The organism is Synergistaceae bacterium, from assembly GCA_017540085.1.
Classification (GTDB): Bacteria; Synergistota; Synergistia; order Synergistales; family Aminobacteriaceae; genus JAFUXM01.
On sequence record JAFYBQ010000013.1, the window covers coordinates 20,691 to 33,025 of the forward strand.

General features: G+C 51.1%; 13 protein-coding genes and 1 tRNA gene. 8 read left to right on the forward strand and 6 right to left on the reverse strand.

Annotated features, from left to right (window positions below; translation table 11 throughout):
- Positions 1–2: 2 nt before the first annotated feature.
- The gene (secA, locus tag IKQ95_02330; protein MBR4195533.1) at positions 3–2,636 is read right to left on the reverse strand and encodes a preprotein translocase subunit SecA; all 2,634 of its coding nucleotides are present in this window, start codon (positions 2,634–2,636) and stop codon (positions 3–5) included.
- 154 nt (positions 2,637–2,790) lie between these two features.
- On the opposite strand from secA, the gene IKQ95_02335 reads away from it, so the two are divergent.
- Positions 2,791–2,864 (forward strand) — tRNA-Ile (locus tag IKQ95_02335).
- 108 nt (positions 2,865–2,972) lie between these two features.
- Here the strand turns inward: IKQ95_02335 and IKQ95_02340 are convergent.
- The 4 genes from IKQ95_02340 to IKQ95_02355 form a co-directional block, all read right to left on the reverse strand.
- Positions 2,973–4,031, reverse strand: coding sequence for an adenine-specific methyltransferase EcoRI family protein (locus IKQ95_02340; GenBank protein MBR4195534.1), 1,059 nt, complete (start codon positions 4,029–4,031; stop codon positions 2,973–2,975).
- A complete protein-coding gene (gene malQ / locus IKQ95_02345; protein ID MBR4195535.1) occupies positions 4,031–5,530 on the reverse strand; it encodes a 4-alpha-glucanotransferase in 1,500 nt (499 codons plus the stop codon). The genes IKQ95_02340 and malQ overlap by 1 nt, the downstream gene beginning before the upstream one ends.
- An 18-nt stretch (positions 5,531–5,548) precedes the next feature.
- Complete coding sequence (locus tag IKQ95_02350) at positions 5,549–6,877, reverse strand: amidohydrolase family protein (GenBank protein ID MBR4195536.1); 1,329 nt, start codon at positions 6,875–6,877, stop codon at positions 5,549–5,551.
- 79 nt (positions 6,878–6,956) lie between these two features.
- The gene (locus IKQ95_02355; protein MBR4195537.1) at positions 6,957–7,220 is read right to left on the reverse strand and encodes a hypothetical protein; all 264 of its coding nucleotides are present in this window, start codon (positions 7,218–7,220) and stop codon (positions 6,957–6,959) included.
- Between the two features lie 84 nt (positions 7,221–7,304).
- Here IKQ95_02355 and IKQ95_02360 point away from each other — a divergent pair, with 84 nt between their 5' ends.
- From IKQ95_02360 to IKQ95_02390, 7 genes are all read left to right on the forward strand, one after another.
- Entirely contained in the window at positions 7,305–7,997 is a 693-nt protein-coding gene (locus IKQ95_02360; GenBank protein ID MBR4195538.1) for a M15 family metallopeptidase, read from the forward strand.
- 19 nt (positions 7,998–8,016) lie between these two features.
- Positions 8,017–8,259: an iron-only hydrogenase system regulator gene (locus tag IKQ95_02365; protein ID MBR4195539.1), complete on the forward strand. Its 243-nt coding sequence runs from the start codon at positions 8,017–8,019 to the stop codon at positions 8,257–8,259.
- Positions 8,260–8,283: 24 nt separating this feature from the next.
- Complete coding sequence (locus IKQ95_02370) at positions 8,284–8,544, forward strand: hypothetical protein (protein ID MBR4195540.1); 261 nt, start codon at positions 8,284–8,286, stop codon at positions 8,542–8,544.
- Positions 8,541–9,629, forward strand: a complete 1,089-nt coding sequence (gene hydE, locus IKQ95_02375) for a [FeFe] hydrogenase H-cluster radical SAM maturase HydE (GenBank protein MBR4195541.1) — start codon at positions 8,541–8,543, stop codon at positions 9,627–9,629. The genes IKQ95_02370 and hydE overlap by 4 nt, the downstream gene beginning before the upstream one ends.
- 61 nt (positions 9,630–9,690) lie before the next feature.
- The gene (locus IKQ95_02380; protein ID MBR4195542.1) at positions 9,691–10,230 is read left to right on the forward strand and encodes a rubrerythrin family protein; all 540 of its coding nucleotides are present in this window, start codon (positions 9,691–9,693) and stop codon (positions 10,228–10,230) included.
- Between the two features lie 71 nt (positions 10,231–10,301).
- Complete coding sequence (locus tag IKQ95_02385; protein MBR4195543.1) at positions 10,302–10,577, forward strand: hypothetical protein; 276 nt, start codon at positions 10,302–10,304, stop codon at positions 10,575–10,577.
- Positions 10,574–10,999 (forward strand): PIN domain-containing protein, encoded by a 426-nt coding sequence (locus IKQ95_02390; protein MBR4195544.1) that lies wholly within the window; start codon positions 10,574–10,576, stop codon positions 10,997–10,999. Before IKQ95_02385 ends, IKQ95_02390 begins: the two co-directional genes overlap by 4 nt.
- 18 nt (positions 11,000–11,017) lie before the next feature.
- Here the strand turns inward: IKQ95_02390 and IKQ95_02395 are convergent, their stop codons facing one another.
- A complete protein-coding gene (locus IKQ95_02395; protein MBR4195545.1) occupies positions 11,018–12,268 on the reverse strand; it encodes an amidohydrolase in 1,251 nt (416 codons plus the stop codon).
- Between the last annotated feature and the right edge of the window lie 67 nt (positions 12,269–12,335).

A 12,335-nucleotide genomic window follows, 5' to 3' on the forward strand; every position in this document is an offset into this window, starting at 1 on the left:
ATTTACAGCCCCCTTCCATGACAGTATTTGTACTTCTTGCCGGATCCGCAGGGGCATGGGTCATTGCGTCCGACTTTGGCGGCTTTCTTGATGGGTTCGCGGACTCCCTCGCCGCCTCCGCCTGATGACATCTGAAACTCTTTTTTCTCCATGTTCATTTTGCGCTCTCTTTTTGCCGACTCACTCATTATACGAATCCTGAATATCTGACTCGTGAATGTGTCCTTTACCCTGTCCATCATGTCGGTGAAAAGATTGTACGACTCGAACTGGTATTCGATGAGCGGATCTTTCTGCCCGATTGCCCGCAGTCCGATTCCCCGCCTAAGCTCGTCCATTCCCGTAAGATGTTCGCGCCACGCTGAGTCTAGAGTCTCAAGCAATATATAGCGAATGATTGAGCCTGCAATATTCGCGCCGTCCTGATTCGCGTTAAGCTCGGCAATTTTGGAGTCGTAGCGGGATTTCACGCCGTCTAAAATTTCCTCCCTCATTCCCTCCATATCGAGACGGGTATCAATCTCGGCGACTCTCCCTTCAGCCCCCGGCCCGAACAAAGCACGGAGTCTTGCCGCGGCTCTTGAGGGGTCCGGCTCTGTCTCGTGGCCTTCCGGGAAATATTTGTCGAGAATATCATTGACGACTCCGCGTATCACTTCCCAGCCGTATTCGGGCATATCATCGTCAGCAGTTGACAGAATTTCGCCCCGCTCGGAATACACCGCTTCACGCTGCTGATTCATAACGTTGTCATACGCAAGGAGCTGCTTCCTTATGTCAAAATGTAGCTCCTCAACTTTTTTCTGCGAGTTCTCGATTATCCTGCTTAACATTGACGACTCTATAGCCTCGCCGTCTTTCAGCCCTAACTTTCCCATGAGCGGCTGAATCTTTTCTGACCCGAACAAACGCAGCAAGTTATCTTCAAGCGACAAATAGAATCGCGATGTACCCGGATCCCCCTGACGGCCTGAACGCCCCCGCAGCTGATTATCGATTCGGCGGGACTCGTGCCGTTCCGTTCCGATTATGGCGAGTCCTCCGGCCTTCACGACTCTTTCATGCTCTGCTCCGCATGTGTCTGTGTATTCTTTGAGGAGGCGTGAATATTCGTCGGGATTTCCCTGCGCTTTGTCCTTTGCGAGAAATTCGGGGTTTCCGCCCAACATAATATCCGTACCGCGCCCGGCCATGTTTGTGGCGACTGTTACGGCACCTTCCCGGCCTGCCTGCGCGACTATGTACGCTTCTTTCTCGTGATACTTTGCGTTGAGTACCTGATGAGGAATCTTGCGGGCTTTGAGGAGTTTGCTTACCCTCTCGGAGTTCTCGATTGACGTTGTGCCGACTAAAACGGGCTGGCCTGCCTTGTGCCGCTCTGTAACCTCGTCCGCAACCGCGCTGAATTTCTCGTGCTCTGTGGCGTAAATGACATCGGGATTATCCGTGCGTATCATCGGCCTGTGAGTCGGAATGCTCACTACCTGAAGGCCGTAAATTTCGCGGAACTCTTCCGCCTCAGTTGCCGCCGTTCCTGTCATGCCTGCCAGCTTGTGATACATCCTGAAGTAATTTTGCAGGGTGATTGTCGCGAGCGTCTGAGACTCCCGGCCTACCTTCACGCGCTCTTTTGCCTCGATTGCCTGATGTAGTCCGTCAGAATACCTGCGCCCTATCATCAAACGCCCGGTAAACTCATCGACTATAATCACTTCCCCGTCTTTCACAACGTAATCAATATCACGCTTGTATAGCCTGTGAGCCTTCAGAGCCTGAACGATTCTGTGCGCCAAGTCCGAATGCGCCGCGTCAGAAAAAAGCCCGGGCATTTTCAGGAAGTCTTCACATTTCTGTATGCCTGCTTCCGTCATTGATATGCTGCGCTCTTTCTCGTCCTTCTCGTAGTCAGTGCCTTCCGTGAGATTTCTGGCGGCTGAGTCTGCCTTCACGTAGAGTCCTGCGTCATCATCTGACGGCCCGGAAATGATTAGCGGTGTCCTTGCCTCGTCAATGAGAATCGAGTCAACCTCGTCAACAATGCAGAAGTTATGACCTCTCTGTACCATCTCAGCCGGGGACATGGCCATGTTGTCGCGCAGGTAGTCGAACCCGAACTCCGCATTTGTCCCGTACGTAATATCAGCCCTGTACGCCGCGACTCTCTCGTCCGGGGGCATGTAGGGGTAAATCACGCCCGCAGTGAGTCCCAAGAAGTTATAGACAGGCGACATCCATTCGGCATCGCGCTTGGCGAGGTAGTCATTCACCGTAACGAGATGGACTCCGTTCCCGCTCATGGCATTTAGGACTATTGCGAGGGGGGCAACGAGAGTCTTTCCTTCGCCGGTCTTCATTTCCGCTATTCGCCCGTCATGCAGGGACATTCCCCCGATTAGCTGAACGTCATAATGCCGGAGACCTATTGCCCTGTCGCTGACTTCCCGGACAATCGCGAATACTTCTGGGAGTACGTCATCAAAACCTGCTCCGCTGTCGGCAACCTGGGTCCGCAGTTCGTTGAAGCGCGACTGAATTTCGCCGTCTGATTTTGCGTGTATGCTGTCTGAATATGAGTTGACGATTTCGACAAGGCCGGAATATTTCTTTAATGCCCGGTCGTTAGGGTCAAGACCCATTAATTTCTTTATGCTGTCTAGGAACATGTTATCTCCTTTGTCTGTGAAATGTGCAAAGATTATCACGAATCAAAACATGCCACAACTTTGCGCGGAAAAATTTTTGCTTGACGTTAAACAGTCGGGCGTGTAAAATCTCTTGTTGTTGCGAGCCGGGCCCATAGCTCAAGTGGTTAGAGCCACCGGCTCATAACCGGAAGGTTCCTGGTTCGAGTCCAGGTGGGCCCATGAGAGAATGAAGACTCCTTGATGTTATGTCAGGGAGTTTTTTGTTGACCTTGTGCGGTGAGGCTCCCGGAGATTTTCACACCGCCGGGAGATTTTTTGCGGGGACTGTTAAATGACGTCTGCTATCTTTCGGATTAATATTCGTGCGTAAACTTCCCTGCCGTTAATCGTAAACCTGCGGCCGGGGTTTGGGTTGTCTTCTATGTACCTGTCGAGTCCGAGAATCTCAAACTGTTTCGGGTTGTACTTGTCGAGAAAAGTTATCGGGACTCCCATTATGCCGTCATAGTCATACGGAATTTCAACGGTCTTGCTGACTTCTATTGCGTCGTAGTTGTCGTAGCGGGGAAATTTTGACGGGTCTTTGCGGTAGCTCTTCACAAGAATCATTGTCTCATTGTGGCGGTGATGTTCGAGATTCGTAAACCAGCAAATATTACCGAGACTGCGGAATTTCTGAACATGGCCGGAGTCGTCTTCTTCCTCCCGGTATCGAGTCTCGCGGGGTTCGTAGTAGTCCGGGACTCTGAAATGTTTATCGCCGTTGCCGAGTCCGAGCCACATTTGATTACGCATAAACAGCGGGAAAATTTCCTTGTAGGTGATGGCGTTCATGTTTGCGAGAACGATAAATTTCTTGCCGTATTTCGTGAGGAGAAAAATATATTCGCGCAGGAGCGAGTGAGGCGGATTAGTCGCTACAATGTCGGCTTCCTGCAGGAGCTTCACGCATTCAGGACTCCGAAAATCCCCGTCCCCCTCAAGAACCCGGAGTCCTCCGCCTACACCGTGCTGCAAAATATATTCAGCGTCAAGCAAGTCCGTGCGTCCATCGCCGTTGTAGTCCTTCATGCACTCAATCACCGCGCAATAGGGCTTGCGACTCGGAGTCGGGGTCTCATCGTCAAAAAGCGATAACTGTCTCTGCGCTATCGGGCTTCCTGCGTAACATGTCGCGATTAATTTCTTTAGGCCGATTGTGTTGAAGAACAGCGAGAAATACTTGAAGAACTCACTTTCATACGGATCATCGCAATTACACAGCACAGTTTTTCCCCTGAAGTGTTCCCAGTAATACCGCATTTCGTTTTCGATGTCGCTGCGTGAAGTGTAAAACTCATCCTGCCTTGCGCGAGCCGCTTCCTGCAATGCAAAATTTTTCGCCATCAGATTCGCCCGTATAACCTGCAGGCCGCCCTTATCCTGTCAGCAAGCCCATCAGGAATCGCGTCCGCCGTCATCCTCCATGCCCAGTTTCCTGAAGCTGTTGACGGAATATTGACCCGCGACTCAGCTCCGAGCCTCAGATAGTCCTGCATTGGTATTATTGCCGTGTCAGCAACAGAACTCACAGCAAGCCGCGTAACTTCTGACGCAAAAATGAAGCCGTCCATGACTCCGCGCCCAATGTATGACGCAAAATTGTTGATTTCCGACTCTGAGGCATCATTCTCGAACCAGCCCCGCGATGTATTGTTGTCGTGTGTCCCCGTATAGACGACAGAATCCCGCGTATGATTGTGAGGGGCATAGGGATTATCCCAGGGATTGCCGAACGCAAAATGAAGCACCAGCATTCCCGGAAGGCCGTAATCTTTCCTGACCGCTTCAACGTCCGGCGTAATGATTCCGAGATTCTCCGCCCAGAATGGCATTGACGGGAAATTTTCCTTCAGCACCGCAAAGAATTTCTCATGCGGGACATCAATCCATTCTCCATTTTTGGCGGTCTCCTCGCCGTAGGGAACAGCCCAGTACGCCACAAGCCCGCGGAAATGATCTATCCTGATTTTGTCGAACATCGCAAGAAGGTTACGCAGTCTCTTAATCCACCACGTAAAGCCGTCTTTCTCCATTGCCGCCCAGTTGTAGCAGGGATTGCCCCATAGCTGACCGTCCGCGCTGAAGTAATCCGGCGGGACTCCTGCCACTGTTACGGGATTCAGGTCTTCCCCTATGTCGAACTGCCCGGGATTCTGCCACACGTCCGCGCAGTCGAGCGTAACATACAGCGGCATATCCCCGACAATCTCAACGCCGAGCGCGTTCAGATATTCGTGAAGTGCTTTGACCTGCCGGAAAAATATGTACTGCCCGAACTCCTGCCGGGCTATTTCCTCGGAGTATTCAGCCTTAAACTTTCGGATTGCGCCGGGGTCTTTGTGCTTTAGGTCATCAGGCCATTCGTACCAGGGGATTCCGCCGTTGACCTGCTTAATGACGCTGAAGAGGGCGAAAGGTTCAAGCCATTCCGCAGACGCTGTAAACTCCCGGAAGTCTGACGCGCTCCCCTTCATGACACGCTTATAGGCCGCGCTGAGAATTTCTGTCTTGAAGGCTCTTGCTGACTCGTAGTCGACACGCTCAGGATTTTTCCCGAAATCATATTTTGCCGACAGTCTCGTGAGTTCGTCATCTGTAATCATTCCCTCGTCCGCGAGAATCTCCGGGCTTATGAGAAGATGATTGCCCGCAAACGCACTCGTAGGGCTGTAGGGGGAATTTCCGCACCCGGGATCTATCGTTGTCATCGGAAGAACCTGCCATATCTTTTGGCCTGCGTCATGAAGAAACTTCCCAAACTTTAACGCCTCCGGGCCGAAATCACCAATGCCGAATTTTGACGGAAGAGACGTAACCGGCAGCAATATTCCTGCACTCCTCATAATATTATTCCTCCTAAACTATATCGCGCCGGAGTCATAGACAGCACAGCCCGCGCAGAATGTCATAGCAATGTCAACAGATGCAATTTCTTCCGGCCTCACCCTGAAGGGATCCTGCTCAAGTATCACTAAATCCGCGTCATTTCCCACAGCTATCTCGCCCCGCCGGGACTCCGCGCCCCCGTTCCATGACGCTGACCACGTATAAACGCTCATAGCCTCCGCCACGCTCAAGCCCTGAGACACGAGAATGCTTGCGGCTTTTACGGGAGACGATAGAGAGTCGCCGCTTCCTGATGAGATTACGAGTCCATTCTGGAACGCCTCATGAAGAAAATCATTCTCCCCTCCGGCAAGGGCAATACCTCCGAGACCAAGAAGGCGCATACGGTCAATGAGATTCCCGGCGATGTTCTTCACGACATGGCGGAGATTTTTGCGAGAACGTTTAATGACTCTCTCTAGGGCGTTGAGGCAGGATTTATTGTTGTCGCTGATTACCTGACAGCCCGAAAGGTGAGCGGAGTAAATCATATTTTTCTGTTCTTGCTGCTCCAAAGCTCCGTCAACGATAATCCCTCCGAGTCGGCAGAACGGAAGCCCGTCCCCTGTCCGCAGTCCGTGAGAGAGAAACTCATTCAGCGGATTAACCCCGTCAAAAGCAAAATTACACCTCATACGAAACGTGAGACTGTCATAAGCGTCATTAAAGAATATATCCCAGAGTCTTTTAGCGTTTTGGGCGACCCCGTGAAAGTCTGACCATATTTCAGTTATGCCGAGTGCGTTTGCTTTGGGCGCGTAAGTTTTCACGAGATGGATAATATCTTCCTCGCTGAGGGGCGGAAGGTGAGTCGTAAATTCGTCAAGCTCTACATTATCCTGCGGCATGTTAAATTCATTCATGGCCGGGGTATTCAATACGGCGCGGCTCATTTTCGCGTCAATAACAGCGCAGGGCAGGGAAGGTATCACCGAGTCCAAATCATCGCGGGAAATCATGATGTCATCCGGGAGATTCGCGGCTATGTACCATTCGCGGAGGGGCTTGGGATTGGCGCGTGAGTATGCTGTGAGGGCTTCGGACATTTCGCGGGCTGAACGGACTCCTGCGAGGCTGAGTCTTTCTTGGGACTCCGCCCATGTCAGGAAGTCGAGCGATGTATCACAGAATCCGGGCAGAACTGTCCTGCCGTGAAGGTCGATGATTTTTCCGTCAAGGCCGGTGCTTTCGTCGTCAACAGAAACGATCCGGCCATGTTCAAACGTGATATTAGCCGCCGTCCCTGAAGGTGTGTGAATCCTGCCGTTGATGAGAGAAATTTTTTCGTCTTGGGTATGCTCCATGTAAAGCAGATTCCCCCCTAATGTGTATAAATATAATACAGCCCGCCCGGAGTGTTTCAGGCAGGCCGCGTGAAAAATGCTAGTAGAGTCCGCTGTGCTTCTGTCCGATTCCAAAAATCTGAAGCGACGACTCCATAAGCTCATTCTGCTGCTTGACGAGCCACGAGCCTACAGCCATCTGAACTTTTGCCTGGCTCATTCCCATAGAGGCTTCCGCTATGCTCATGGGATCGGCTCCGCTTTCGAGTACCTGCGCACTTGCGGCGTTGGCGGTGTTGAGTCCCTGCTGCATCATTGCGAGTCCGTTCTGTCCGAGCGTGTCAAAACTCTTGAAGTTAATCATGATTTGCGCCTCCCTCCGTTAATGTGATATGTGTTAGTATACTACGAGTGAACGAATTTTCCGGCAAAAGGAGATTGATACCGAATGAAATTTTCTGTCATTATTTTCGTCATGGCCTGCGCGATTCTTGGGACTGTGATTCCTCCCTGCCTCGCTGAAACTGAAGACGGCTTCACAATTTCACCGATTGACCCGGCGACCTTCGCCCGCATGAAAGGCAAATCCTACAAGGACAACTGTCCCATTCCGCTTGAAGACCTGCGATATTTGCGCGTCCTGCACAAAGACCTCAACGGCCAAACGCACGAGGGTGAATTAGTCTGCAACGTGTATATAGCTTCTGATGTTCTCGAAATTTTCCGGGGGCTTTACGAGGCAGGTTACCCTGTCGAAAAAGTCCGGCTTGTCGATGAGTATAACGCGGACGATGAGACATCAATGCGGGACAATAATTCGTCAAGTTTCAACTTCCGTTTCATTTCGCACACGACAAGAATATCAAAGCACGGCTTAGGATTGGCGGTAGACATCAACACGCTGTATAATCCCTATGTCAAGACCGTAAACGGAAAACTCATCATCGAACCGGCCACAGCTGGAGAATACACAGACAGGAGCAAATCTTTCCCCTACAAGATAGAGCGGGGCGATTTGTGCTACAAGCTATTCACCGGGCGCGGATTTGAATGGGGCGGAGAATGGAAGACCGTCAAAGACTACCAGCACTTTGAAGTTTCCGATGAAGTCGCAAGAAAACTTTACCCGGATTACAGATAACACGAGGAGGAATCGCGCAATGGAGACAAGAGTCGCAGTAATGAGCATAATCGTGGAGAACACAGAATCAATCGAGGCACTGAACAATACGCTTCACGAGTACCGCCAGCACATAATAGGCCGTATGGGACTCCCGTACCACCAGAAGAATATCAACCTCATAAGCATAGCACTTGACGCACCGCAGGATGTGATTTCGGCACTGTCCGGGAAAATCGGCAATCTTGACGGGGTAAGCGTAACTATGGCTTTCTCGAAATAGCGAATTACGGAGGCTTTGCGGACTATGGGAACAAAAATTTCTGTGATGAATATAGTTGTTGAAGACAGCAGCTCAGTTGAGTCCGTCAGCAATATTATTCATGATTACAGGCAGTATGTCATCGGGCGAATGGGACTGCCCTGCCGCGTGAAGGACATAATCATAATCAGCATTGCGCTTGAAGCACCGAAAAATATTGTCGCGGAAATTTCCAGCAAGATAGACGAGATTAACGGCTCCGGCGTAAGAACGTATTATCTCGGAACGCTCAAGAAGCCGGAATGAATATCAATTCTCTTGCGCTCAAATTATCGGAAAATCATTCGCTGAGTGTTGATGAGTACGAACAGTTAATCGCCGGATTCAATGACGGAAACGCCGACACGTGCGAGCGGGGACACGAAAGTGTACAGCTTTTGCGTAAACATGCCGTAAGAGTCCGGCGCGAATTTTACGGCAATGATGTCTACATACGCGGGCTAATCGAAATCAGCAACATTTGCCGGAATGATTGTTACTACTGCGGAATAAGACGGAGCAATTCACACTGCGAGCGTTACAGGCTGAGTCATGACGAGATTTTAGCGTGCGCTGATGAAGGTTACGGACTCGGCTTCAGGACGTTTGTTTTGCAGGGAGGCGAGGACTCATACTTCAGCGATGAGAGACTCGGCGGTATTGTTCGCGGCATAAAGTCAAAACATCCCGATTGCGCTGTAACTCTCTCGATTGGTGAAAGGAGTCATGACAGCTACAAGTTCCTGAAGGCTTGCGGAGCTGACAGATATTTATTGCGACATGAGACAGCGAACCCGGAGCATTACGCGAGACTTCACCCGGCTGAAATGTCGTACTCTCATAGAATGAACTGCTTGAAGAGTCTCCGGGAGTTAGGCTATCAAGTCGGCTGCGGCTTCATGGTTGGGAGTCCGTTTCAGACATCACGGAATCTTGCTGAGGATCTGAAATTCATTGAGACGTTCAGGCCGGAAATGTGCGGGATTGGGCCGTTCATACCGCATAAAGATACGCCGTTCAGGGATTGCCCCGCCGGGACTGTTGAGCAGACATGCTATCTTCTCTCAATCATCAGACTCATTCACCCTTCTGTTTTGCTTCCATCGACAACAGCACTCGGAACTATTGACCCTTTAGGACGCGAGAAGGGCATAATGTCAGGTGCTAATGTGTTAATGCCGAATTTGTCGCCCGTCAGTGTGCGGAAAAAGTACGAGCTTTACGACAACAAAATATGCACTGGCGAGGAGTCAGCACAATGCCGGGAATGCCTCAGCAGGAGAATGCGGAAAATAGGGTATGAGATTGTTGTTGACAGGGGAGACATTGCCGGGCGCGGAATCAGCGCATAAAATTCCGCTCCTCACAATGATATAATGTGCGTTATCCACAAAAATTGAGGAGGTTAAAATCATGGCGAACAAGTACGCGGGAACACAGACCGAGAAAAATCTTCAGGCGGCGTTTGCAGGGGAGTCGCAGGCGCGGAACAAGTACACCTATTTTGCGTCAGTCGCAAAGAAAGAGGGCTACGAGCAGATAGCGGCAATCTTCCTTCACACGGCAGACAACGAGAAGGAACACGCAAAAATGTGGTTCAAGGAGCTTGACGGGATCGGCGACACGTCAGCAAACCTCACAGCGGCGGCTGAGGGCGAGAACTACGAGTGGACAGACATGTACGAGGGCTTTGCGAAAACGGCAGAGGCTGAGGGCTTCAAGGCACTTGCGGCGAAATTCAGAATGGTTGCGGCAATCGAGAAACATCACGAGGAGAGATACCGCGCATTGCTGAAGAATGTTGAGGCACAGGAAGTATTTGCCCGGAGCGAGGTCAAAGTGTGGGAGTGCAGGAACTGCGGACATATCGTAGTCGGAACAAAAGCCCCGGAAATCTGCCCTGTTTGCGCCCATCCGAAAGCATATTTTGAGATTCACGGCGAAAACTACTAAGCGTTAATTCAAGTCCTCCCCTGTGAGAAATTGCGGGGGAGGATTTTTTCACAAAGAGAGGAGATATTATCATGACGCTGAAAGAAGAAGCATACGCGATTATTGACAGGCTTCCCGAAAAAGTGATGGGAGATATTCTGCAAGTGCTGAAGAAGACGGACGAGAATCCGCGCACATGGGAGACACCTGAACAGGAGCAGGCAAGGAAAGCGAAAGAGCGTGAAGAAAGCATGGCGGCTTTTCGCTGGATGGAGGAAATGAAAAAGAAGAAGCCTCTGCTGATTCCTGAAAACTACGAAGAGGCATACGCGGACGCAATAGCAGAAAAATACGGTGTGGCGAAATGATGAAAGTACTTGTTGACACAAACGTTATAATCACGTACCTGACAGAGCACGAAGATAAATATTCAGCAGAATCACGGCAGGTTATGGAAATGTGCGCGGCAAAAAAGATTGAAGGCTACATTGCATTTCATTCGCTGTCTATAATCTGGTATTCTTCCGGGAGAATGAAGCAGCCTGAAGAAATCCGGCGTGAATGGCTTGACCGTGTGTGCAAGGTTCTCACGACAGCAAGCGCGGGACATGATTTAGTCGTTGAGGCAGTGCATGATACTGAGTTCCGCGACTTTGAGGACAACTTGCAGGCCATATGCGCCCAGAGCATTAACGCCGACTACATCATCACAGCAAACTTGAAGGACTACGAGAACAGCAGGGTTAAGGCGGTTACCCCGGAAGAGTTCGTGAATATCGCCGACAGGTGAGCCGCCCCCCTCAGAATCTCAGCTAAGGAAGTCTAACGCGCTCTGCACAAAGTAATCTATCCCGTAAGCAAAACAATTCTCATCAGGTGAAAATTTCGTGCTGTGGAGTTTCGGAGCGTCAGAAATCTTCACGCCCGCAGGAGTACACCCAAGCCACGCCATAAACGCAGGTCTCTCCCTCGCAAAGAACGCGAAATCCTCAGCCGCCAAATCAGGCTCATCAGCAATTATCACAAACTCAGGATATATTTTCCTCACAGCAGAAGCCGCAATCCCGGCCATGTCAGAGTCATTCACAAGCGGCGGATAACCCTTCACGTATTCCACATCACACGAACAGCCAAGCCCCTCCGCGATTCCTTTCGCAGTGCGCGTGATTAGCTCCGGCATCCGGGACTGCACAGAAGGATTCAGAGTCCGCACAGTGCCTTCAAGTTTCACATTGTCGGGAATAACGTTGTACCTGTAACCGCCGTGTATCGTCCCTATCGTCAAGACAGCAGAGTCCAGCGGCGAGACTGAGCGCGAGATTACCGCCTGCAATCCCGTAATCACATGAGCCGCCGCGACAATTGCGTCATTACCTTGATCCGGCCTCGAACCGTGAGCCGTCCGCCCGTGAACTGTGATATATACCCTGTCTGAAGCCGCCATACATGCCCCGGAGCGCACAGCAATTTTTCCCGTCCCGTAGACAGGCCACACATGAAGCGAAAATATCCCGTCAACCTCCGGCGAGTCTAATACCCCGTCCCGAATCATTCCCGGTGCGCCCCCGGTGGGATTAAGTTCCTCTGACGGCTGAAAGATGAATTTCACGTTGCCCCGGATTTTGTCGCGCATTCCTGACAGGACGCAGGCAGCCCCTAACAGCATGGCCGTGTGCGTGTCGTGTCCGCAGGCGTGCATAACTCCCGGAAATTTTGAGGCATACTGGAGGCCCGTCTCTTCATTCAGGGGAAGAGCGTCCATATCAGCGCGGAGTCCTACAGTTTTTCCCGGCTTATTACCCTCCTGACCCCCCATAATCCCCCCTAATTTAGGGGGGACACGGCTTGCCGAGAGGGGTAACGACTCTCCCGCGCCTTTTCCCCGCAATAACCCTACAACGCCGAATCCCCCGACATTCTTCCGCACCTCAATGCCGAGTCCCTCAAGAACATTCGCCACAAGCCCGGCGGTTTTCTCCTCATGCTGTGATAATTCCGGGTGAGAATGTATTTCCCTCCTCCATGAAATCACCTGCGGCAAAAATTTTTCTGCGTACAAATTTCATCACCTTCCGGGATTTTCTTGCGACAATGATATACTCTCAGCCGTAACTTTCACAGGGGGG